This window comes from Streptomyces marianii, assembly GCF_005795905.1.
Classification (GTDB): domain Bacteria; phylum Actinomycetota; class Actinomycetes; order Streptomycetales; family Streptomycetaceae; genus Streptomyces; species Streptomyces marianii.
The window spans coordinates 7,543,212-7,566,098 of the sequence record NZ_VAWE01000001.1; the positions used below are offsets into that span (position 1 = coordinate 7,543,212).

19 protein-coding genes and 1 pseudogene are annotated in these 22,887 nt (G+C 73.4%); 8 read left to right on the forward strand and 12 right to left on the reverse strand.

Going from position 1 to position 22,887, the window contains the following annotated elements:
- Positions 1-46: 46 nt before the first annotated feature.
- The gene (locus FEF34_RS34180; RefSeq protein WP_171053352.1) at positions 47-1,030 is read right to left on the reverse strand and encodes a LacI family DNA-binding transcriptional regulator; all 984 of its coding nucleotides are present in this window, start codon (positions 1,028-1,030) and stop codon (positions 47-49) included.
- Between the two features lie 229 nt (positions 1,031-1,259).
- Here FEF34_RS34180 and FEF34_RS34185 point away from each other — a divergent pair, with 229 nt between their 5' ends.
- Positions 1,260-2,219 (forward strand): ROK family protein, encoded by a 960-nt coding sequence (locus FEF34_RS34185; RefSeq protein WP_138056617.1) that lies wholly within the window; start codon positions 1,260-1,262, stop codon positions 2,217-2,219.
- Positions 2,220-2,588: 369 nt separating this feature from the next.
- Here the strand turns inward: FEF34_RS34185 and FEF34_RS34190 are convergent, their stop codons facing one another.
- A complete protein-coding gene (locus FEF34_RS34190) occupies positions 2,589-3,428 on the reverse strand; it encodes a DUF4394 domain-containing protein (RefSeq protein WP_138056618.1) in 840 nt (279 codons plus the stop codon).
- 541 nt (positions 3,429-3,969) lie between these two features.
- On the opposite strand from FEF34_RS34190, the gene FEF34_RS34195 reads away from it, so the two are divergent.
- Positions 3,970-4,899: a peptidoglycan recognition protein family protein gene (locus tag FEF34_RS34195; protein WP_138056619.1), complete on the forward strand. Its 930-nt coding sequence runs from the start codon at positions 3,970-3,972 to the stop codon at positions 4,897-4,899.
- Between the two features lie 21 nt (positions 4,900-4,920).
- Here FEF34_RS34195 and FEF34_RS41630 read toward each other — a convergent pair whose 3' ends face one another.
- The gene (locus FEF34_RS41630) at positions 4,921-5,094 is read right to left on the reverse strand and encodes a hypothetical protein (protein WP_171053200.1); all 174 of its coding nucleotides are present in this window, start codon (positions 5,092-5,094) and stop codon (positions 4,921-4,923) included.
- Positions 5,095-5,248: 154 nt separating this feature from the next.
- Here FEF34_RS41630 and FEF34_RS34200 point away from each other — a divergent pair, with 154 nt between their 5' ends.
- Positions 5,249-6,280, forward strand: a complete 1,032-nt coding sequence (locus FEF34_RS34200; RefSeq protein ID WP_138056620.1) for an NUDIX hydrolase — start codon at positions 5,249-5,251, stop codon at positions 6,278-6,280.
- A gap of 160 nt (positions 6,281-6,440) precedes the next feature.
- Here FEF34_RS34200 and FEF34_RS34205 read toward each other — a convergent pair whose 3' ends face one another.
- Both FEF34_RS34205 and FEF34_RS34210 read right to left on the reverse strand, forming a co-directional pair.
- Entirely contained in the window at positions 6,441-7,130 is a 690-nt protein-coding gene (locus tag FEF34_RS34205) for an MBL fold metallo-hydrolase (RefSeq protein ID WP_138056621.1), read from the reverse strand.
- A 98-nt stretch (positions 7,131-7,228) separates the two neighbouring features.
- Positions 7,229-8,593, reverse strand: coding sequence for a dipeptidase (locus tag FEF34_RS34210; RefSeq protein WP_138056622.1), 1,365 nt, complete (start codon positions 8,591-8,593; stop codon positions 7,229-7,231).
- Positions 8,594-8,732: 139 nt separating this feature from the next.
- Between FEF34_RS34210 and FEF34_RS34215 the strand changes: the two genes are divergently transcribed.
- Complete coding sequence (locus FEF34_RS34215) at positions 8,733-10,031, forward strand: geranylgeranyl reductase family protein (RefSeq protein WP_234042655.1); 1,299 nt, start codon at positions 8,733-8,735, stop codon at positions 10,029-10,031.
- 120 nt (positions 10,032-10,151) lie between these two features.
- On the opposite strand, the gene FEF34_RS34220 is transcribed toward FEF34_RS34215, so the two are convergent.
- Positions 10,152-10,433 carry a DUF6332 family protein gene (locus FEF34_RS34220; protein ID WP_138056624.1) on the reverse strand — a complete coding sequence of 94 codons (282 nt, stop codon included), beginning with the start codon at positions 10,431-10,433 and terminating at the stop codon, positions 10,152-10,154.
- A 597-nt stretch (positions 10,434-11,030) separates the two neighbouring features.
- Here FEF34_RS34220 and FEF34_RS34225 point away from each other — a divergent pair.
- Both FEF34_RS34225 and FEF34_RS34230 read left to right on the forward strand, forming a co-directional pair.
- The gene (locus tag FEF34_RS34225) at positions 11,031-12,275 is read left to right on the forward strand and encodes an ROK family protein (protein WP_138056625.1); all 1,245 of its coding nucleotides are present in this window, start codon (positions 11,031-11,033) and stop codon (positions 12,273-12,275) included.
- 283 nt (positions 12,276-12,558) lie between these two features.
- Entirely contained in the window at positions 12,559-13,377 is an 819-nt protein-coding gene (locus tag FEF34_RS34230) for an SAM-dependent methyltransferase (RefSeq protein WP_138056626.1), read from the forward strand.
- 226 nt (positions 13,378-13,603) lie between these two features.
- Here the strand turns inward: FEF34_RS34230 and FEF34_RS34235 are convergent, their stop codons facing one another.
- Positions 13,604-14,125 carry an ATP-binding protein gene (locus FEF34_RS34235; RefSeq protein ID WP_138056627.1) on the reverse strand — a complete coding sequence of 174 codons (522 nt, stop codon included), beginning with the start codon at positions 14,123-14,125 and terminating at the stop codon, positions 13,604-13,606.
- 200 nt (positions 14,126-14,325) lie between these two features.
- Positions 14,326-14,673 carry a hypothetical protein gene (locus FEF34_RS34240; protein ID WP_138056628.1) on the reverse strand — a complete coding sequence of 116 codons (348 nt, stop codon included), beginning with the start codon at positions 14,671-14,673 and terminating at the stop codon, positions 14,326-14,328.
- A 181-nt stretch (positions 14,674-14,854) separates the two neighbouring features.
- Here FEF34_RS34240 and cds1 point away from each other — a divergent pair, with 181 nt between their 5' ends.
- Positions 14,855-15,970 carry an L-cysteine desulfhydrase Cds1 gene (cds1, locus tag FEF34_RS34245; RefSeq protein ID WP_138056629.1) on the forward strand — a complete coding sequence of 372 codons (1,116 nt, stop codon included), beginning with the start codon at positions 14,855-14,857 and terminating at the stop codon, positions 15,968-15,970.
- Positions 15,971-16,188: 218 nt separating this feature from the next.
- Here the strand turns inward: cds1 and FEF34_RS34250 are convergent, their stop codons facing one another.
- From FEF34_RS34250 to FEF34_RS34260, 3 genes and pseudogenes are all read right to left on the reverse strand, one after another.
- Positions 16,189-16,668, reverse strand: coding sequence for an SRPBCC family protein (locus FEF34_RS34250; RefSeq protein ID WP_171053201.1), 480 nt, complete (start codon positions 16,666-16,668; stop codon positions 16,189-16,191).
- A 184-nt stretch (positions 16,669-16,852) separates the two neighbouring features.
- Positions 16,853-17,305 carry an SRPBCC family protein gene (locus FEF34_RS34255; protein WP_138056630.1) on the reverse strand — a complete coding sequence of 151 codons (453 nt, stop codon included), beginning with the start codon at positions 17,303-17,305 and terminating at the stop codon, positions 16,853-16,855.
- Positions 17,302-17,676, reverse strand: a pseudogene (locus FEF34_RS34260) (DeoR family transcriptional regulator); the annotation flags it as partial. The pseudogene FEF34_RS34260 and the gene FEF34_RS34255, both read right to left, overlap by 4 nt.
- Before the next feature lie 249 nt (positions 17,677-17,925).
- On the opposite strand from FEF34_RS34260, the gene FEF34_RS34265 reads away from it, so the two are divergent.
- Positions 17,926-20,421, forward strand: coding sequence for a hypothetical protein (locus FEF34_RS34265; RefSeq protein WP_138056631.1), 2,496 nt, complete (start codon positions 17,926-17,928; stop codon positions 20,419-20,421).
- On the opposite strand, the gene FEF34_RS34270 is transcribed toward FEF34_RS34265, so the two are convergent.
- The gene (locus FEF34_RS34270; RefSeq protein ID WP_138056632.1) at positions 20,391-22,808 is read right to left on the reverse strand and encodes a right-handed parallel beta-helix repeat-containing protein; all 2,418 of its coding nucleotides are present in this window, start codon (positions 22,806-22,808) and stop codon (positions 20,391-20,393) included. The genes FEF34_RS34265 and FEF34_RS34270 overlap by 31 nt on opposite strands.
- Between the last annotated feature and the right edge of the window lie 79 nt (positions 22,809-22,887).

Consider the following 22,887-nt stretch of genomic DNA (forward strand, 5'->3'; position numbering starts at 1 on the left):
ACCGGTGCGGCAAGGGCCGGCGTGGCCGGGCCGACCGGACGGACCGTCAGACGCCGGGCGGTGGCACCTCGCCCGAGCCCCGGGCCAGGAGTTCGGTCGTCAGCTGCACGCGCGCCGGTGCCTCGGACACCCCGTCCAGTCGGCGGAACAGCCGCTCGGCGGCGGTACGGCCGAGCGCGGCGGCGTCCTGGGCGATCACCGTGATGCCCAGCAGATCGGCCAGTTCGATGTCGTCGAAGCCGACGAGGGCGACCGGGGTCTCCCGGCCCGCCAGCAGCCGCACCGCCGTCACCGTCACCCGGTTGTTGCCCGCGAACAGGGCGGTGACCGGCTCGGGGCCGGAGAGCATCTCCTCCGTCGCCGCGGTCACCCGCGCGGGATCCGTCGAGCCCAGGGACACCCAACGCTCGTCCACCGGCAGCCCGGCGTCCTCCATCGCCGCCCGGTAGCCCCGCAGCCGTTCCACGGCGGTGTGGATACGCGGCTGGTCGCCGATGAACCCGATCCTCCGGTGCCCGTGCGCGATCAGGTGCGCGACGCCGTCCCGGGCGCCGCCGAAGCTGTCGGAGAGCACGACGTCCGCGTCGATCCGGCCGGCGGGCCGGTCCACGAACACCGTCGCCACGCCCGCCTTGATCTCGGGCTCAAGGTAGCGGTGGTCGTGACCCGCGGGGATGACGATCAGACCGTCCACCCGGCGGGCGCACAGTGCGAGTACCAACTCCTGTTCCCGGTCGGGGTCCTCCGCGCTGGAGCCGTTGATCAGCAGTGCCCCGTGCGCCCGGGCGACCTCCTCCACGGCCCGGCTCAACGGCCCGTAGAACGGGTCGGCCAGATCCTCCAAGACCAGCCCGATCGAAGCGGTACGGCCCTTGCGCAGCACGCGCGCGCTGTCGTTGCGACGGAATCCCAGTGCCTCGATGGCCTCCTGCACCCGGCGTTCGGTGTCCGGGGTGACGCCCGGCTCGCCGTTCACCACGCGCGAGACCGTCTTCAGCCCGACTCCGGCTCGCGCGGCCACGTCCTTCATGGTGGGCCGGTTGCCGTAACGGGTGTCGGTGCGGCGGGCGAACTCGGCCACGATGTCGCTGTCCTGTCGTCGTCGGGAGTGCCCGTCCGGGCACCTGGCGGATACCGCGTGCGCCCGGTTCGGGGCTGTGCGAGGGTGTGGCGTCGAGCATAGGCCCTGGACAACGTTGTCAGGGGAATGGAGACTGGTCGGAGAAGCAGCTGGTCCGTCCCCGGGAGATCGCACACCGATGCATAACGACCTCGTCGCCGCGCTCGACATCGGCGGTACCAAGATCGCCGGCGCGCTGGTGGACGGCAGCGGCCGGATCCTCCTACGGGCGCAGCGTCCGACGCCGGCGCGCGAGGACGGCGAGACGGTGATGTGTGCGGTCGCGTCGGTACTGGGCGAGCTCTGCGCCTCGCCGATCTGGCTGCACGTCAACGCGGTGGGCATCGGCAGCGCGGGTCCGGTGAACGCGTCAGCGGGCACGGTCAGCCCGGTCAACGTCCCCGGCTGGCGAGGGTTTCCGCTGGTGGACCGGGTGCGTGCGGCCACCGGCGGGCTGCCGGTGGAACTGGTCGGCGACGGTGTCGCCATGACCGCGGCCGAGCACTGGCAGGGCGCGGCCCGCGGATACGACAACGCCCTGTGCATGGTGGTCTCCACCGGCGTCGGCGGCGGCCTCGTGCTCGGCGGCAGGCTGTACCCGGGGCCGACCGGGAACGCCGGTCACATCGGCCACATCAGCGTGGACCTCGACGGCGACCTCTGCCCGTGCGGGGCGCGCGGCTGTGTGGAACGGATCGCGAGCGGCCCGAACATCGCCCGCCGGGCCCTCGAGGGCGGCTGGCGTCCCGGCCCGGACGGGGACTCCTCGGCGGCCGCCGTCGCCGCGTCCGCCGCCGCGGGCGATCCGGTCGCGATCGCCTCCTTCGAGCGGGCCGCTCAGGCCCTGGCCGCCGGAATCGCCGCCACCGCCACACTCGTCGAGATCGGTATCGCCGTGGTGGGCGGGGGAGTGGCGGGCGCGGGAGAGGTTCTCTTCACCCCCCTTCGCAGCGCGCTGCGCGACTACGCCACCCTCTCCTTCGTCAAGGACCTCGTCGTGGCGCCGGCCCTGACGGGCACCGACGCCGGTCTCCTCGGTGCTGCCGCCGCGGTCTGGCCCGGCCCGCGCGGCCAGGCGGAGGCGACGGCGGCGGGCTGAGGACCGGGGCGGCGACGACGCCTGGTGCGGGAGCCGGGCGCTCCGGCGGGCGAACTCCGCCCCTGCGCCGAACCGCGGTCCGCGGGCCGGGGGGTTCGGCGCCCGCGTCCCAGGCACCGCGGTCCCCGGGCGAACCACGTTCCGGCGGAGGCCCACCGCCGCCGGGTGTGAACCACCGCCGTACGGCGGCGAGGTGGCTCCGGGAGTCCGGCGGGCATGCCGCGCTGCCCGGCGGTGAGGCGTGCGAGGCGGCGTCCGGTACCGGGGATGCGTCATCCGGTGACGCACCGGTCCGGCGGGCATGCCGCGGTTCTGTGCCGGAGGAACGCTCCGGTACAGCGCCGCGGCATGTGCCCGGGTCGTGCCGGATCAGTTGCCGTCGCCCTGGTCCTGGGTCAGGGGCACCGCGATGTCGACCACCTGGACCGGGAACGCCTGGCCGACCCTCGTGGCCTCACCGGTCAGCAGATCGACCCGGTAGAAGCCGGTGGTGCCGCCGTTGGTATGGAGCGAGGCGAAGCCCTGGTTCGTGGCCTCGGCCGAGGAGTAGATGTCGAATCCGGCCGGAAGGCCGGCGTCCACCCCCAGATCACCGGTGGACTCGAGGACGCCGGTGTTCGCCGGGGACACGACGCCGATCTGGTCGCCGTTCGCGTCGATGACGAACAGCGTGGTGTCGGTGGCCGGGGCCATGTCGTTGTTCGTGTAGGCCGCGCCGGCCACCCCGAGGAGCGTGAGGTCGGTGTCCACCTCGGTGTTGCCGTCCTCGACGTGGTGGCGGAGGTTCTGGCCGGTGTTGCTGACGATCCGCAGCCGGTTGGCGGAGGCGCTGAAGTCCACGCCGAAGTGGGTGCCCTCCAGCGGGGCCTCCAGCCGGTGGAGCAGGGTGGCCGCTGCGGTCTGCTCATCGATGGTGTACACGCCGCCGGCGTTGCCGACGCCGTACAGCTGGCCGTCCTGCGCCCGGTAGTCGATGCCGACCAGCGTCGTGTCCTCCTGCAGTCCGGTGACCGCGCCGATCTCCTTGACGTCCTGCGGACGGTTGGCACGGAACTGCACGAGCCTCTGGTCGCTGGTCAGACCCGTAACGGCCAGACTCTTGCTGCCGCCGCCGTTCTCGTTGCCTCCGTCTTCCATGCCGACGGCGGCCGCCGGCGCGGCTGTGGCGATCGAGGCCGCGAGGGCAAGAGCGATTGCTGCTGCACGCATATGATCTCCGAGCTCACTTCGGACGCCCCCATCCGATGAGGCGTCAACACGCCGACGATATGCATGTAAATCACCGGATAGCTCCCTGAACAGACCCATAGGACGTCGCCCGCTGCTCCGACCGAGGGAACGCGATCACCGGCGTGTCGGGCCCTCGCCGGGAGTGGCGAGGACGGGCGTCGCGCAGGCCCGCCAGAGGCGTCCGCCGGTGGAGTGACCCGCCGGCCGGTGTTCAGCCGCCTCCCGAGAGAAGGGCCGGTCGGCGTCCGGAGCCGCACGAAACGCCGACGCCGTGGCCGGCTGGGCGGCGATCACCGCGCCGGCGCCCTTCGGCGTTTCGTTCGGCGTGGAGGTGAGGCGTCCGGACGTCCTCCCGTGCTCACGCGAAGGCGCGCACGGTCACCGCGGCACGTGGTGGAGCAGCGGGCGCCGCTTGAGCGCGGATACGCCCCCGCGCCGCGCCGAAATGCCCCGTGCGGGGGTTTCCCGGACCCCGACCTGCGGCATCAGGGTCATGGGCACGACAGAAGGGGGTGCGCGCATGGCCTGGTACCCAGGCGCCACCAAGTACGAGCTACAGCCCGAGTCGGACGGTCAGCCGGCCATCCGGCCCACCCAGTTCATCCTGCACAGCATCGCCGCGCCGTGGACCGCCCGACGGCTCTACGAGTACTGGAAGTCCACCAACCTCGAGTCCCATTTCGGTCTCGGCTACGAGGGTGACCTGGGCCAGTACATCGGCACCGAGACCCGCGCCGACGCCAATGCCGGCGCGAACCGGCGCCCGGACGGAACCGGGGCCGTCAGCATCGAGACCGCGTCGAACACCAAGTCGTCGGACCCGTGGACCGATGCTCAGGTCGAGCAGCTGGTCCGGCTCGGGGTGTGGCTGCATCAGCGGCACGACATCCCGCTCCGTGTCTGCCGCAGCCACGACGACCCCGGCTACGGCTACCACCGTCTGCACTCCGCCTGGGCGGTGTCCGGCACCGCCTGCCCGGGGGACGCCCGGGTGCGCCAGTTCGAGAACGTCGTCTTCCCCGGAATCGTCGCCCGCGCGACCGGACAGAGCCCGCCCCAGGAGGCCCCCGACATGCCGTCCATGCTGAACGAGTCCAACTCCGTGGACGTCGCGCTCCGTTCCGGTGTCTGGACGGGCCTGGCCTTCACGGACGCCGTCCTGCACTCGGGGCCCCGGCGCCACTCGACCCTGGTCCATCTGCTGTTCGCCGACGACACCCACAAGGAGGCGCGCATAGAGGGCCGGTTCTACCTGACCGACACCGCGGGCCGAAACCCGTCCGCGTACCTCACCGTCACCGGAAAGGGACCCGGCGGCCACCAGTTCCAGTGCGCCGCGGACGTGCCCAAGGGCCGCCATCTGCGGTTCGAGGTCCGGGCGACCACACCGGACGGGGCGTCGGTGCGACTGCTCCACCGCGTCGTCTCGGGGCCGTACTGGGCCCTGTGACCCCGGGCGCGGGCGACGGGCTCAGCGGGACTCGGCCCCCTGCCGCGGGATCACGACGAGGAACGCGTCCGTGTCCAGATCCATGACCACCTCCGCCGGGACGCCCTCGTCCCGGCGCGCCCGTGCGAACTCCTCTGCCGGCCGGCTCCCTCGCGGGCCACCGGCGGGAAACGTCTCCAGCACCGTTCGGCGCATCCCGCACCCCCTTGCTCGTCCGCGATCCCCAACGAAGCTCCGTCCGGATGTGTTACGGCCCGGGCCCGCGCGGCGGGCGCGACGCCTCCGGAGTGACGTTTCCGTGGCAGGGTGTTGCGGGCAGTCCACAGGGGGCTACGGAGGAGGGGGAACCGTGATCGTCTGGATCAACGGTGCGTTCAGCGCGGGCAAGACGACCACTGCTCGCGAGCTGATCGATCTGATCCCGAACAGCACGTTGTACGACCCCGAGGTGATCGGCGTGGCGATGCGGGCCCTGCTGCCGCAGAAACGACTCGCCGAAGTGACGGACCACCAGGACCTGCCCATCTGGCGCCGGCTGGTCGTGGACACCGCGGCCGCGCTGCTCGCCGAGGTCGGCGGGGTGCTGGTGGTTCCGATGACCCTGCTGCGGCAGGAGTACCGCGACGAGATCTTCGGCGGTCTCGCCGCGCGCCGGATCCCGGTCCGGCATGTGCTGCTCCGCCCGGACGAAACGATCCTGCGCTCGCGGATCGCCGCCCGCGAGGAGCCGTGCGCTCCCGGGGAACGCCCGGGGGAGGACGACGCGTACGACCACATCGAGCGCTACCGCGCCGCCGTCGGCTGGCTGAGCGCCGACGCCCACGCCGTCGACAACTCGTGCCTCACGCCGAGGGAGACCGCGGCGACGGTCGCCGAGGCCGTACGCTCCGGCGCGGCCGGGGTCAGCGACATCGTGCAGACGGCGGAACCCACGGCCGAGACCCTCGCCGCCGGAGTCCTGCTCTTCGACGAACAGGACCGGGTGCTCCTCGTCGACCCCACCTACAAACCCGGCTGGGAGTTCCCCGGCGGGGTCGTCGAGGCGGGCGAGGCCCCGGCACGCGCGGGGATCCGGGAGGTCGCCGAGGAGATAGGGATCGAGCTCGGCGCCGTGCCGCGGCTGCTCGTCGTCGACTGGGAGCCGCCCCGGCCACCCGGGTACGGAGGGCTCCGGCTGCTCTTCGACGGAGGGCGGCTCACCGGCGACGACGCGGCCGAGCGGGTCAGCCTGCCCGGGGCCGAACTGAGGGACTGGCGCTTCGCGTCGGAGGAGGAGGCCGCGGGGATGCTGCCCCCGGTCCGCTACGAGCGGCTGCGCTGGGCTCTGCGGGCCCGGGAACGCGGCACGGTGCTGAACCTGGAGGCAGGCGTGCCCGTCTGACGAGTACGAGGCGCGAGCGTCCGGCGCCGTCCGGTGCGTCGAGCCGGTCGGCCGGCACGACGCACGTCCACCGGGCGGCCCGGCTCACGGCACGTGAGCGGGCAGGCTCACGCCCGGAAACGGCCCGTGCCGACGCCGGCCGGCACCGTCCCGCGTCGCGTCACGGCGTGACCTCGACCGCGCCGCTCAGGACGGCGGCCGCGTCCTCCGTGAGCGGGTCGCCGTGCCCGAAGCACACCGTGGACGGCGCCAGGGACGCCAGCCGCCGCACCGAGTCCACCGCCCGCTCCCGGTCCACGTTGAAGACGCCCGGCATGACCCGGCCGACTCCCGCGACCGCGTCCCCGGTGAACAGGACGCCGTGGCGCGGCAGATGGACCGCCACCGAGCCCTCGGTGTGGCCCGGGACGTGCACCACCCGGGCCCCGCCGCCGAAGTCCAGCTCGTCGCCGTCGTCCAGTTCCCGGTCCACCCGCACCGGCGGCGCCACCGGGACCGTGAGGGCGTGCTCGTACAGCGGGCGTTCCCAGTCCAGCAGCACCGGTTCGGGCACCGGCGCCGTGCCGCGGACCACCGGAGCGTCCAGCCGGTGGGCCAGCACCTCGGCTCCGAACCGGCCGGCGAGTTCTTCCGCGGCGCCGATGTGGTCCCGATGGCAGTGCGTCAGCACGATCCGGCGCAGCCCCGCCGGATCGGCGCCGAGCGAGCGGATCGCCCGTTCGACGTCCGGTGCGGCGGTCACGTCCCCGGCGTCGATCAGGGTGAGCTCGTCCCCGTCGCGCCACAGGAAGGCCTGACCGATGCGGAAGCGGAACATGTGCAGTTGCGGCAGTACCTCGATGACGTCCATGCGGCGAACGTACGCGGTGACGGTCCACCGCCACCCGGATCCACGCTCTCGGCGAACTTCGCCGAGAGCGTGGACCACGATGTCGCCGGTCGTTCCCGTCAAGCCCGGTGCGAACGCGCGTAGTTGACCAGGAAGTGCGCCTCGGCGACGGAGAGCCGCTCCAACTCCTCGGGCGAGACACTCTCGTTGACGGCGTGGATCCGGGCATCCGGCTCGCTCAGCCCGATCAGCAGGATCTCCGCCGACGGGTACAGCCCGGCGAGTGTGTTGCACAGCGGGATCGAGCCGCCCATGCCGGCGGCCTGCATCTCCTGGCCCGGGTAGGCGATCCGCATGGCCTCGGCCATCGCCGTGTACGCCGGGCTCCGCACGTCGGCGAGGAACGGCTGGCCCTGGCCGACCTGCTCGACGCTCACCCGGGCGTTCCAGGGCGTGTGCTTCTCGATGTGGGCGAACAGCAGCTTCGTCGCCTCGGCGGCGTCCTGGCCGGGCGGGACCCGCAGACTGATCTGCGCGCGGGCGCTCGCCGGCACCGAGGGGGTGGCCCCCGCGACGGGGGAGCAGTCGATGCCGATCACCGTGACGGCCGGGCGCGCCCAGATCCGGTCGGCGACCGTGCCGTTGCCGATCAGGTCCACACCGGCGAGGACCTTGGCGTCCTCGCGGAAGTCGGCGTCCGGGTACTGGAGTCCTTCCCAGGCGGTGTCGGCGTCGAGCCCCTCGATCACCGTCGAGCCGTCCTCGGCGCGGAGCGAGTCCAGAACGCGGATCAGCGCCGCCAGGGCGTCGGGGGCGGCGCCGCCGAACTGCCCGGAGTGCAGATTGCCCGCCAGGGTGTCGATCGTGACCCGGATCATCGTCATGCCGCGCAGCGTCGCGGTGACGGTGGGCAGTCCCACCCGGAAGTTGCCGGCGTCGCCGATGACGATCGTGTCGGCGGCTAGCAGGTCCGGATGGGCCTCGGCGTACCGCTCGAGGCCGCCGGTGCCCTGCTCCTCGGAGCCCTCGACGATCATCTTGACGGTGACGGGTACCCCGCCGTTCGCCCTGAGGGCGCGCAGCGCGAGCAGGTGCATGATGAAGCCGCCCTTGCAGTCGGCGGCGCCGCGCCCGTACCAGCGGCCGTCGCGCTCCGTCAGCTCGAACGGGGGCGTCACCCACGCCGATTCGTCGAGCTTCGGCTGCACGTCGTAGTGCGCGTACAGCAGCACCGTGGGGGCGTTCTCGGGGCCGGGCAGGAAGCCGTACACGGACTGCGAGCCGTCGGGGGTGTCGAGCAGCGCCACGTCCTGGAAGCCCTCGGCTCGCAGCGCTTCCGCGACCCAGTTCGCGGCGGCCTCGCACTCGCTCCTGGGGGCCACCGCCGGGTCCGCCACCGATTCGAACGCCACCAGTTCCGCGAGCTCCGCCTTCGCGCGGGGCATCAGGGACGCGACGGTCTCGGCGATCGGATTCGCGGTCATGGGCACGCTCCTTGTGGGTGCGACGTTGTGTGTAGTGCGAAGGTACGGCGATCCTCCCACAGCGTGACGGGCGGTGGCCGCGCCGTAGGATGCCGTGGAGACCTTGGGCCGAGCGACGGATCGGGAGCAGAAGCACATCGTGAGCAGCGAGAACGCAGATGCCGTCAACGGACGGGACGAGCCGGTGTGGGACGTCGTCGTGGTCGGCGCGGGTCCCGCGGGAGCCTCGGCGGCCTACGCGGCCGCGGTGGCCGGCCGACGGGTGCTCCTTCTGGAGAAGGCCGAGCTGCCTCGCTACAAGACCTGCGGCGGCGGGATCATCGGTCCCTCGAGGGACGCACTGCCGCCCGGATTCGAACTTCCCCTGAAGGACCGGGTGCACGCGGTCACCTTCTCGATGAACGGCAGGCTGGCCCGTACCCGGCGTTCGCGGCGGATGCTGTTCGGGCTCATCAACCGCCCGGAGTTCGACGCCGCTCTGGTGCAGTACGCCGAGAAGGCCGGCGCCGTCCTGCGCACCGGTGCCACCGTGTCCCGGGTCGAGCAGCACGGACCGGCCGTGCCCGACCGCCGCACCGTCGCGGTCGTGCTCGCCGACGGGGAGACCGTCCTCGCCCGCGCCGTGGTCGGGGCGGACGGCAGCGCCAGCCGCATAGGAGCGCACGTCGGGGTGAAGACGGACCAGGTGGATCTGGGCCTGGAGGCCGAGATCCCCGTGCCCGCCACTGTCGCGGAGGACTGGGCGGGCCGGGTGCTCATCGACTGGGGCCCGATGCCGGGGAGTTACGGCTGGGTGTTCCCGAAGGGCGACGTGCTGACGGTCGGGGTGATCTCGGCCCGCGGCGAGGGTGCCGCCACCAAGCGCTATCTGGAGGACTTCATCGCCCGGCTGGGACTGGCCGGGTTCGAGCCGGCGGTCTCCTCCGGGCATCTGACCCGCTGCCGCAGCGACGACTCGCCGCTGTCGCGCGGGCGGGTGCTGGTCTGCGGTGACGCGGCGGGACTGCTGGAGCCGTGGACCCGGGAGGGCATCTCCTTCGCGCTGCGCTCGGGCCGGCTGGCCGGGGAGTGGGCGGTGCGGGTCGCGGAGGCGAACGACGCGGTCGACGCCCGCCGACAGGCGCTCAACTACGCGTTCGCCGTCAAGGCGGGGCTGGGTGTGGAGATGGGCGTCGGCCGGCGGATGCTCGCGGTGTTCGAACGGCGCCCGGGAATCCTGCACGCGGCGATCACGGGTTTCCGTCCGGCCTGGAAGGCGTTCTCCGACATCACGCGCGGGGCCACGACGCTGGCCGGCATCGTGCGGACGCACGGGATCGCCCGGCGCGCCCTGGAGGCCATGGACCGCTCCCGCCCCGTACCGCCCGCCCCGCGGGACCGGGCGACGGACGCCGCGGGTGGGGGCGACGGGGCGGACGGAGCCCCCGTCACGCCCTGATCGCCGGCCGTGCGGTGATCACTGAGCGTCGCGCGGTCCGGGCGTGACGGCCCGCGGCCGTGCCGACTCGTCGTCCTCGCCTGCGAGTCGGGGCAGGTCCGGCCGGGACGCCTGGGCGGATCAGGGTCCGCCCGGTCCGGGCCGGGCGGACCGGTCCGGCCGCCTGCCGGTCTCGCGGGAGAACCGCCGCAGCACCGTCACCACCCGCAGCGGGAAGACCAGCGCCGCCGCCGCCACGGCGGCCGGGATCAGCCCGCGCTCGACGGCGTACGGCATGGCGAACACCAGCTTCGGTCCCGCGATGGCCCCGAACACCACCGCCGCCGCGAAGGCCGCGCTGAGCAGCGCGTAACCGATCTCGACGGTCATCTCGTCCCGCTGTGCCTGTGTGCGTTCCCCCATGCGGGAAGTGTCACAGGGCGGCGGTGGGCGGGCAACTCCCCATCCCCGCCGCCCTGGTGGGCGCCCCGTCAGGCCTTCGGCCGCCCGCCGCCGGCGTAGCGGGCACGAGGTCGATCCGGAGCGACAGCGCGTAGCCGGGCGCCAGGACGGGCACTCAGATGGTCCGTGCTCGGCTCTCGGCCGGCCCCCGGCCCGCACGGTTGATGTCTACGCGTCGCGCCCGCCTCCGCGTCGGCATCCGCTCCGCGTCGGCTCGGCTCGCTCCGGCACGGCTCCGCTCAGACGGGCGCCGAGGCGGCAACCGGCCGCCGGTCCTCGGCCTGTTCCTTCGAGGCCGTTCCCGCCGGGACCCGGCGGACGGCGCGGTTGGTTTGTTTAGTAGCGGCATAAAGTGGGGATAGGGGCCACCGCACCCGCACAACCGCCGACCGGCTGGGCCCGCTGGCGGGGGACCGGCGCACGCCCGGCCGGGCCACGCGCGGGGGCCGGCGTTACGGAAGCCGCGTCCGTGCTCGCCCGGGGAGCGGTCCTCCGCCCGCACGGCGGTGGCCCTGACGGAGCGTCCCCCCGTCTGCGGGATCATGGGAGACTTCGCCCATGAACGGCAAGGCGACGAGCACCCGGACGCGGCTGGAGCGAGGCCGCGGCGCCCTCGGCCCCGCACTGGAACTGGTCCACACGGGCCGCGCGCCCACCCGGGCCGTGCTGACCGCCGAGCTGGGCGTCACCAGGGCCACGGCCGGCGCGGTCGCGGCGGAACTCGAGGCGCTCGGTCTCATCCGGGTGGACTCCCGGCCCGGAGCGGCCGCCGGCTCCCAGGGCCGTCCCTCCCACCGTCTCGCCGTGGACGAGAACGGCCCCGTCGCCCTCGCCGCCCAGGTGCACGCCGACGGGTTCCGGGCCGCGCTGGTCGGACTCGGCGGCACGATCGTCGCGACCGCGCCCGGCTGCGTCACGGTCTCCGCCGATCCCGCGCAGGTGCTCGGCGAGGTCGTCGAGGCGGGCGCGGAACTGCTGGAGGAGACCGGCCGCCGCTGTGTGGGAGCCGGGCTCGCCGTGCCGTCCGCCGTCGCCGAGCCCGAGGGCACCGCTCTCAACCCGCTGCACCTCGCCTGGCGGGCGGGCGCTCCGGTCCGTGACATCTTCGCCGACTGCGTGCAGACGGCCGGCATCACGGGACCCGCCTTCGCCGGCAACGACGTCAACCTCGCCGCCCTCGCCGAGCACCGGCACGGTGCCGGCCGCGGAGCCCAGCACCTCCTCTGCGTCGCCACCGGGCACCGTGGCGTCGGCGGCGCGCTCGTCCTCGACGGAAGACTGCACACCGGCAGCTCGGGCCTGGCCCTGGAAGTGGGCCACCTCACGGTCAACCCCGAGGGACGCGCCTGCCATTGCGGCAGTCGCGGCTGTCTCGACGTGGAGGCCGACCCGCTCGCGTTCCTCACGGCGGCCGGCCGCGACCCCGGCCCCGAGGTCTCACTGCTCCAGCAGTCCAGGGACCTGCTGCGCACGGAGTACGACGACCCGGCCGTGCGGGCGGCGGCCGAGGAGATCGTCGACCGGCTGGGCCTCGGGCTCGCGGGGCTGGTCAACATCCTCAACCCCGACCGCATCATCCTCGGCGGCCTGCACCGCGAACTGCTCGACGCCGATCCGGAACGTCTGCGGGCCGTGGTCGCCGACCGCAGCCTGTGGGGCCGGAGCGGCAGTGTGCCCATCCTGCCGTGCACCCTCGACCACAACAGCCTGGTGGGCGCTGCGGAACTGGCCTGGCAGCCGGTGCTCGACGATCCGCTGAGCGCGGCGGCGCAGGCGCGTTTCGTGAGCGCCCGCGAACCGTGAGGCCGGAGTGCGGCGTCTGGGAACCCCGGCCGTGGAGTCCGTCCCGAACGCCCGCCGGGCGTCGCGTCCGGGACGTTCGGGACGCCGGAGACCGGCCTCGGGAGCGTCCGCGACCCAGTGGCGTCGGGGTGTCCGGGGCATCGGGGGTGTCGGGGGCGGCCCTGCCGCCCGGCTGCCCCGCTCCGGCGACGGGCCGACGGCCGGGCCTTCGGGTCGGCAGCCGTCGCGCCGCGGACGGCCGCCGCAGCCACGGCCGACACGCCTGTGACCCAAGGGAATTCGGATGCGACCGCGGGCCGGTCGCCGTACGGTCCACGGCATGGCCGACGACGATCTCCCGCCCCGCCTGACCCGCCTCGCCTTCCACGGGCCGCTGTCCGAGGAGCGTGCCGACCGGTTCGTCGCGCGACTCTCCCGCCGGGAACCGGCCACCGTGCTCGACATCGGCTGCGGCTGGGGCGAGTTGATGCTGCGGCTTCTGGAGGCGGTGCCCGGCGCCAAGGGCGTGGGCGTCGACCTGAACGGTGACGACCTGGCCCGCGGCCGCCGCAACGCCGCGGGACGCGGGCTCCTCGAACGCGCCCGGTTCCTCGAGGAGTCCGCCGCCGGCACCCCGCACGGGCCGGCCGACGTCGTACTGTGCGTGGGCTCCGGTCAGGCACTACTCGGTCCGGGCGGCACCGGCGCCTCCGGGACGCTCCCGGCGACCATCGCCGCGCTCCGCGTGCTGCGTTCACTGGTCACCCCGGGCGGGCGCGTGCTCTTCGGCGAGGGCTTCTGGCAGCGTCTTCCCACTTCGGAGGAACTGGCCGCGATGTGGCCGGGCGCCCGGGCCGACGACCACCTCCTGCTGGCCGAAGTCGCCGAGGCCGCCACCGCGGCCGGATTCCGTGTCGAGGCGATCGAGACCGCGGACGAATCGGAGTGGGAGGACTTCGAGTCGGGCTATCTCGCCGACGTGGAGGAGTGGCTCGCCCGCCACCAGGGACACCCGCTCGCCGGCGGCACCCGCGAGCGGGTGGACCGTCACCGGGCGAGCTGGCTGCGCGGATACCGGAACGTGCTGGGCCTCGCCTACCTCACACTGATCCCGGACGCCTGACCGCGGCGTACCCGTACCCTCCGGGCGGTGCGCACACCGCCGCAGTCCGTACGACGACCCGGACGCCCTCCGGGGGTGACGCCCGTGACGTACGGGACGAGCGATCGGGCCGCACGCGAGGGGCGGCCCGGTCCGACGCCCGCACCCCGACCGGCCGCCCCGGACTCCGGGGCGGCCGGTCGGGACCTGGCCCGGTCGTCGGCCGGAGCAGTCCCGGAGTGTCGGTTCAGGTCGCCACGGCCGCCCGCACCGGGGCATGTTCCCGCGGCTCGGCCTCGACGACGGGGAAGGGAGTGGTGGCCGCACCGAACACCGCGGTGACCGCGTACGGCGACGGTGCCGCCGGGGCCGGGAGTGCCGTGGGGAGCGTGAACCAGACGACTTTGCCCGCGTCGCCCTTGGGCAGCACGCCCCAGCTCTCGCTCACGGCCTCGATCAGCGCGAGTCCACGGCCGGTGGTCTCGAGCGGTCCCGCGGACCCGAGCATCGGTATCCGGGGGTCGTGATCGTGCACCGAAACGGTGAGCCGGTCGAAGAGCAGCTCCATCTCCACCGTGCACAGTTTGTCGGGCTGTGCGTGCCGGTGGACGTTGGTCAGGAGCTCGGTGACGCCGAGAGCCGCCTGGTCGATCAAGCGATCGAGCTGCCAGTAGCGCAATTGCGCCGACACGATTCTGCGGACCTGACCGATCCGCGACGGAAGAGCCTGGAGCTCCACCGTGCAATGCCTGCTTGCCTCGCTGATCACGGCTGCGACTCCCCGAATGAGGTCCGGAAGAAGACGAAGGATCGGATCCAGCAGTTGGCTGCTGCCTGCTGTATGTGCCGGCGGGACGAGATCACAGTGTCACCGCCGGTGAACCCTGAGTGATGAGTCAAGAGTGAACCCGGCGTGACACCTCCGCAACTCCGCGCACACGCGGCGCAGGTGGGGGATGGTTCGGTGGCTCAGTCCGAGCCGCTGCCGGCCTTGCGGAGCACCTCCAGGAGGCGGCCGGTCAGCGCCTCGTCGCCGAGTTCCCGTCGCGCGCCGCTCAGCGTCAGCCGGTAGCGGATGCCGTTGACCGTGGCGACCGCGCTGTCGCCGCTTCCCGCGAACCAGGGCCTGCCCACCCTGACCGCCTGCACGGGCGCGCTGTCGATGACCCGTCCGTAACTGGTCAGCAGGGCGAGCCTGCCGCCCTCGACCAGGACCTGACCGGCCGTCGTGAGCGAGCGTGGCCACCGCTCGATCCGCACACCCGTGGCGCTGAACTCCGGTTCCGGCATGTCTGCCGTGAACTCCGCATCCGACATGGCCGCCCCTTCGCGCCCGCTCCTGTACCCCAGTCTGCACAGGCAGCCGCACGGGCACCAGAGCGCTTCCCCGCCGCTTCCACAAGCAACCCCTATGGAACCCCAAAGTCGACGTTTGTGCAGGTGAGGGGCATATTGTGGACAGTGGGAAGCGTTGGCCTGAGAGTGAGGAGCGGGGCGCATGACCACCTACGAGGCGATGGCCACCATCGATGTGGACCGCAGCGATCCCGAGTACCGGGCCTGGCTCAAAGAAGCGGTACGGAAAGTGCAGGCCGATGCCAACCGCTCGGCCGACACCCATCTGCTGCGTTTCCCGCTGCCCGAGTCGTGGGGCATCGATCTCTACCTCAAGGACGAGTCCACCCACCCGACGGGGAGTCTCAAGCACCGGTTGGCACGTTCGCTGTTCCTGTACGGGCTGTGCAACGGCTGGATCCGGCCGGGCAAGCCCGTCATCGAGGCGTCGAGCGGCTCGACCGCCGTCTCCGAGGCCTACTTCGCCAAACTGATCGGCGTGCCTTTCATCGCCGTGATGCCGCGCACCACCAGTGCGGAGAAGTGCCGCCTCATCGAATTCCACGGAGGCCGGTGCCACTTCGTGGACGACTCGCGGAAGATGTACGAGGAGTCCGCGACGCTCGCCGCCCGGACCGGCGGGCACTACATGGACCAGTTCACCTACGCCGAGCGGGCGACCGACTGGCGCGGCAACAACAACATCGCCGAATCGATCTACCAGCAACTGAGGTTGGAGCGCTACCCGGAGCCCGCGTGGATCGTGGCCACCGCAGGTACCGGCGGTACGTCGGCGACCATCGCCCGCTACGTCCACTACATGCAGTACGACACCAGGGTCTGCGTCCCCGACCCGGAGAACTCCTGCTTCTTCGACGGCTGGACCCGGGGCGACGCGCTGGCCACGAGCGACTGCGGATCACGTATCGAGGGCATCGGGCGACCCCGCATGGAGCCGAGCTTCGTGCCCGGAGCCGTCGACCGGATGATGAAGGTGCCCGACGCGGCGACCGTCGCTGCCGTGCGGGCTCTGGAGAAGGTCATCGGCCGCAAGGCCGGCGGCTCCACCGGCACGGGACTGTGGAGCGCGCTGAAGATCGTCGCGCAGATGGTGGCGGCGGGCGAGCAGGGGAGTGTCGTGACCCTGATCTGCGACCCTGGCGACCGCTACCTGGACAAGTACTACTCCGACGACTGGCTGGCCGGACAGGGGCTCGACATCGCCCCCTACACCGCCGCCATCGAGGAGTTCCTGCACACAGGGGTCTGGCCAGGCTGACCCCCGGAGACGGCTGCCCCCCGGAGACGGCCGGCCCCGGTCCGGCTGACGCGGCTCGGACGGCGGGGGGCGTTCGCCGGACCGCGGTCCGGCGTCTCCGGCGGAGACGCCGGAGCACCGGCGCGGCGCGGCGAACGCCGGCTCCGTGGGCCCGACGGTACGGGCGGGACCGCCCCCGCAGCCGCACCGTCTCCCGCGCGGCTCCCGGCGTCAGCCGGTTACGCCGCGGGCGAGGTGAGCCGCCGGTCCAGGTTGCGTACCGCATCACGGAAGGCGCGGCCCACCGCCGGCCTCGCGAGCCCCATCAGGAGGCGCAGCGGAGCGGCGCCGTCGACCGCCATCGTCCACCGCACCCTGGTTCCGGATCCCGCGGGAGCCAGCCGCCACTCCTCGAGCATCGCCCGCATGCCCGGGGCGTTGGTCTCGTCGATGCGGTACGCGTAGCGCTCACCGGGCTCCGTGCTCATGATCGTCTCCCGGAAGCGCGTACCGCCGCGCAGCCGCACCTCCCGGCCCCGGCCGTCCCGGGTCGGCCGGGCGGACGTGACGGCCGTGAACCAGCCGGGCCAGTTCTCGACGTCCTCGGCGAGAGCGCGGTACACGTCCTGGGGGCCGGCCCGCAGCTCCTCCGTGAAGACCAGCCGGACGGGTGCGGACTCGGCGAAGTCCAGCTCCACGGGCCTGAGTCGGTGAACCATGAACCGTACCTCCGGGGAGTGCAGGGCAGGAGTGGTCGCAGGGGACGAGGACGAGGGGGCCGGGTGCTCACGGGGCCGGAAGCGGGCGAGCGACGGACGGGAGACCGTGGACTGCGGAGGGGGAACCGGGCGGGCCGCCGGGCGGGCGGGGCCCGCACACGATAGCCGACGTCCCGTCGGACGGTCACTCCCGCGGTTGCGGACCACGGCCCAGCAGACCGTCCACGGCGCGGCCGAAGACCCGCCGCCCCGCCCGCGCCAGAAGCGGGCCCGCCGCGGCCGGCAGCCCCCGCACCCGCAGCTCCTCCGTCCAGGTCACCACTGATCCGGCCGGGGACTCCCGCACCTCGATCTCCGCCCAGCCCAGCACGACCCGGCCGTGCTTCTCCAGTCGGCAGTGCCCGGGCCGCCCGGCCGCCGGCGGCTCCCAGCGCACGATCTCCATGGGATCGTCGAAGTGCGCCCGGCCCACGCCCGTACGGGCCACGAACCGGGTGCCCTCGCCGCTCGGGCCTTCCGTCGCCACGGAGATCCGGGTCAGGGGCACCTGTGCGGCATGTGCCGGCCAGTCGGTGAGCCGCCGCCATGCCTCCCCGGCCGGCAGCGGCGTCGCCCGCACCACCCGGAAGACGGTCATTCCGGCTGCTCCGACGGCTCGGCGGGTCCACCCGCGACCACCAGGTTCGGCAGGTGCCCGGTGATCTCCTCGCGTGCCCCCTCCGGCAGCCCCGAGTCCATGACCAACGTGTCCACCTCGTCAAGCCGGGCGAACGAACTCAGTCCGACCGTGCCCCACTTGGTGTGGTCCGCGACGACCACCACCCGGCAGGCCGAGCGGACCAGCCGGCGGTTGGTCTCGGCCTCCGCCGGACTGGGCGCCGACGGCCCGTCCTCCACCGAGATCCCGTGGACCCCCAGGGACAGGACGTCGAAGTGGAGGGAGCGGATCGCCTGATCGGCGACCGGACCCACCAGCGAGTCCGAAGGAGTGCGTACCCCTCCCGTGACACGGCGCTGCTCCGCCAGGAGGTTCTGATTGTCGCTCACCGCCGGGGCCGGTCCTTCCGTTTCGCGGTCGGGCCCGCTGCCCATCCGTCCGCGTTCACCGAGGAACCCCATCCTCCCACGGTGGCTTCGCCCCGGCGGCGGGGAGATTCGGTGGAAGGGCATGCGGCGCTGCCACGTGTTCCGGGATTCTGGTCGCGCCGCAGACCCTCCCACCGCCGTGACCCCGCCGGCAGAGAGTGAGCCGCAGAAGTGTCCCCTGCCACACCGGACCCCGCGCCGCAGGCCGGCGGAGCCGCACTGGAACTGCTGGTCCACGGCGTCGGCGGAGCCACCCCGCAGGACATGCTCGGCGATCCCCGCACGGTCCGGGTCACCGGCGACGCCACGGCCGCCGTGTACCGGCGCACCGACGACTCCGACGCCGAGCACCGCCCCGACCGTGATCGCGACGGGCCGATCCCGGAGGCGTACTGCTGGTCCAACCTCACCTCCGGCAACGGGGCCAGGGCCCTGTGGCTGCTCCTCCTGCCGTTCATGGTCGTCAACCTGGCCCACTGGATGCGGCCCGCCACCACGGGCAGAGCCCGGACCTTACGGCTGTACGGGATGCTCGTCCGGCTCGTCGCCCTCAGTCTGACGGTGCTGTTCACCGCGGCGGCCTGCGAGGTCGCCCTCGACCTGACGGCATGGCAGTGCGCCGGCTCCGCCCGCTGCTCCCGGAACGGTTCCTGGATCGGCTTCCTCTCCGCCTCCCACGACGGCTGGTGGTCCCAGCCCGGCCGCCGGCTCTCCCTCGCCGCCCTGCTGCCGGCGGCCCTGGTGGGCCTGCTCTGGTACCTGTCCAACCGCACCTGGAGCGCCTACGAGGCCCAGCGTCCGCCGAACGCCACCACCACGCCCCCCGCTGCCCCCGCTCGCCCGCAGAGCGAGGGCTCCGAGGCAGCGGCGAGCGGTCACGACGCCTCCGGCCCCGGGTCCGGCCGGGTCCGTCCGAGCCCCGGCGCCGGAGACGGTTCCCTCGGGACCGGGAACAGCGCGAGCCCCACCCTCACCGCGCAGACCGTCCGGCCCGCCCTCGGCCGGCCGGGGTTCTGGTACGGCCGTCGGCTTGTCGGCCGGCTGCGCGCGGCGCACACCGCCGCCGGGTTCCTGGTCATCGCGGCAGCCGTGACCGGCGCCGCCGCGCGTCACGACAGGAGCGCGGGCGTCCGCGCCCTGGAGCTCTCCGGCTCGGTGCTCGAGGCGGTACTGGTCCTCGCCGGTGTCTTCGTGGTCGCCGTCGTCGTCCGCCGCGGACGCAGTGAGGAGGTCGTCGACAACCGGATCGACCGCGTCGTCGTCCGCTGGCTGCCCTGTCTCTCCCTCGTCCTGCTCGCCGTCGCGATGGTGTACGGATCCTGGTCCCGCCCCGGCTGGGCGTCCCAGGGAACGCTCCCCGGTGAGGTCGCCTTCCGCGTCATCGCCCTCGCCCAGGGGGCGCTCGTCGTCGCGCTCGCCGTCGCCGCGCACCTACTGCACCGCCGCGCCCGGCAGGGCCGCGCCGCCCTGCGGGGTCTCGGTGGACCCGCGGTCGCCCTGCTCGCCTGCGCGCTCGGCGGCGTGATGACCGGCGGCGTCGCCCAGCGGGTCGCCGACTGGCTCGACGGGTCGGGCACCCCCGGGGAGGGGGAGGGAGCGATCCCGGGGCCGCCGGTGCTGCTGAGCTGGCAGGCGTCCGTCATTCCCGTGCTGCTGCTCCTGCTGCTGGTGCCGCTCTGCGTTCTCGGCGTACGGACCTGGCGGACGGCGCGGGCCCTCGAGGACAGCGTCGAACAGGAATATCCGGACGAGCGGCCCGACCATGTGCGCACCCGCCGGATCGCGGGTACCCGCGCACGGGCGGGTCTCACCGACGCCGCGCCCGCGTTCCTCGGCATCGTGTGCTTCGCGACGCTGCTGCTCGGCGCGGGCGCCGTCGCCGGGGCGTGGGTCAGCGCGGAGGTGCCGGGCGAAGCCTTCGACCGGGCCCACCCGGTCGTCGAGGCAGCGGCCGACGTCGCGCAGGCCCTCGGCTCCTGGCTGATCGGACTGGGCTTCATCCTCTTCGTCACCTGGGGCCGGCGTGCCTACCGGGACGCCTCCGCCCGCCGAACCATCGGCATCCTCTGGGACGTCGGCACGTTCTGGCCGCGCGCCGCCCACCCCTTCGCACCGCCGTGCTACGCCGAGCGGGCCGTTCCCGACCTCACCTGGCGCATGGCGTCGTGGACGTCGGCCACCGGGGGACGGCTCGTGATCTCCGGCCATTCGCAGGGCAGTGTGCTGGCCGCCGCCGCGGTCTGGCAGCTCACCCCGGCCACCCGCCGGCGCGTCGCCCTGCTCACCTACGGCTCACCCCTGGAGCGGCTCTACGGCCGCTGGTTCCCCGCCTACTTCGGTGCCGTGCAACTGCGCGGGCTGCACCGGGAACTGCACTGCTGGCGGAACCTGTGGCGGCACACCGACCCGATCGGCGGCCCGGTCCGGCTCCCCGCCGAGGGCGGCAAGCCCGAGGTCGACCGGGAAGCACTCAAGGACCCCGTGGTGTACGGGCGCACGGACACCCACCCCCTGCCGGAGCCCGTTCTCGGGCACTCCGACTACCAGGCCGACCCGGCGTTCGCCGAGGAACGCCGGGCACTGCTGGAACGGCTGCCACCCGCGCTGCCCCGCCAACGCGACGAGACCGCCCCGGCTCAGGGCAGTTCGGGCAGGTCCTCGGGGTAGAGCAGCGACAGGTCGTCCGTGCTCGGCTCGGTGAGCTCGGCGACCCGGCCCGCGTGCCGTTCGACCATCGACTCGAAGGTCTGGCGCGCGGTCCGTCCGTTGCCGAACGCCGGGCCCTTCGGCAGTGCCGTGAAGTACTTCTGCAGGGCCTCGGCCGTGCCCTCGGCCAGCCGGTACTCGTGCTCCTCGGCCTGCTGCTCCACGATGCGCAGCAGTTCGCCGGGGACGTAGTCGCTGAAGGTGATGGTCCGTGAGAAGCGGGACGCCACACCGGGGTTGACCGAGAGGAACCGCTCCATCTCGGCGGTGTACCCGGCGACGATCACGACCACGGCGTCCCGGTGGTCCTCCATCAGCTTCACCAGCGTGTCGATGGCCTCCCGGCCGAAGTCCCGGCCGGAGTCCTCCGGTGAGAGGGCGTACGCCTCGTCGATGAACAGCACTCCGCCGCGGGCCCGTTCGAAGGCCTCCTGGGTGCGGATGGCGGTGGACCCGATGTGCTCGCCCACCAGGTCGACCCGGGACACCTCGACGAGATGGCCGCGCTCCAGCACCCCGAGGGACGCCAGGATCTCGCCGTACAGTCGCGCCACGGTCGTCTTGCCGGTGCCGGGGGAGCCGGTGAAGACCAGATGGCGGCGGACCGACGCGGCCTTGAGGCCCGCCTCCCGGCGGCGCCGGCCCACCTCGATCATGTTCGTCAGCGTCCGTACCTCGCGCTTGACGCTCTCCAGGCCGATCAGGGCGTCCAGTTCACCGAGTACGGCGTCGGACGTCCTGGCCGCCGTCGCGGGCGCGGGGGCCGGGGCGGCGGCGGGCTCGGGTTCGGCGGTCCGCTGGCCGGGGATCATGGGCAGCAGCCCGGGGGACTGGGCGACGGTGGCCACTGCCGGGGCCGTCACGGGCGGCGCCGAGCGCACACCGCTCTCGTCGCTGGTGCAGTCCTCCACGGTCGTCCCGTTTTCGGGGTACTCGTAACCGCCGCGTGCGCACCGCTCCGTGCGGCAGCGCGTCAGGGTCGTACGGCAGCCGTCCATCACATGGAAGCCGTAGCCTCCGCTGCCCGAGACCCGGCACCCGAGGAAGGTGCCGCGGCCCTCGGCGGAGACGTAGAACCCGGCCTCGGCCGGCGAGGTGACCGTGCACCGCTCGATCGACGGGTCCGCGCCCTTGGTGACGATGACACCCGTCTGGGCGCCGTCGATGGTGCAGTTGCTGAGTGTGCCGCCGCTGCCGTGGTCCCGGAACCAGGCGCCCGTGGAGGCCTCCCGGACACGGCAGTCGTCGAGCTGGGCCGTGGCACCGTCGCTGACGGACACGGCCGTGTTCCGCACCTGGGTCAGATCGCTGTCGACCACATCGGCACGCGAGCCCCGATCCAGGACGAACAGGGCGTCCGGAACGTCGTGCACACGGCAGGACTCGAGCACCGCGGTCGCGCCGTCGCTGACCCATACCGCGGGGTAGTCGCCCGTGCTGTCGTGGATCTCGCACTGGTTGGCGTCGACACGGGTCCCCGGGTCCCACACCGAGAGGCCGTTGCGGCCGAACCGTCGCACCGTCGAGCGGGTGAGCGTGAGCACCGAACGCGACCGGAGGTCCACCGCGTTCTCCGGTACGTCGTGGATGTCGCAGTCGGCGAGGGTGAGCACCGCGTCGGTGTCGAGCGTGATGCCGTCGGAGGAGGTGCGGTGCACCCGCGAGTCCGTCAGATGGGCCGTCGCCCGCGACGCGACCTGCATGCCCGCGCCCTTGATCTCGTACACCTCGCAGCCGAGCGCCTCCAGCGAGCTGCCCTCGCCGGTCACGCTCAGCCCGGTGCCGGAGGCGTGGTGCACCCGGCAGCGATCCAGCCGCGGGTGCGCGCCGCCGCGTACCGACACCCCGGACTGCCCGGCGGCGACGACCTCGCACTCCTCGAACACCCCGCCCGCGCCGTCCAGTACGCCGATCCCCACGCCGGCCGGATTGTCCACCGTGCACCTCCGGACCGTCGGCCGGGCCGTCCCGCGGACCTCGATGCCCGCCGCCGAGCGCGTCACGATCCGCAGATCCGTCAGTTCGGGAGTGCCGTCCTCGACGAGCAGCGCCGGCGCGGTGGCGTCCTGCCCCTCGACGTGCAGGTCCTGTACGGTCGCCGAGGCGCGCACCGTCAGCGGCACCCCGTCGGAGGGGGCGATGCGCACCGAGCCCGCCGATCCGTCCGTCCCGCGCAGGGTCACGGCACGTCGGAGTACGAGGTTCTCCCGGTACGTACCGGGAGAGACGGTGAGGATGTCGCCGTCGGCCGCCGCCTCCAGGGCCGCGGCGAGAGAGGCGTACTCACCCGTGCGGCGCCGCCACCGCGATGTGCCGGTGTGCGTCACCTGGACCGTGCCCTGTGCCATGGTGCTGCTCTGCCCCCACCTCGTGCGTCGGTCGCGTCCGTGCCGCGCGTCGCACCACCGTAGCGTGCGTGGGAAGCGG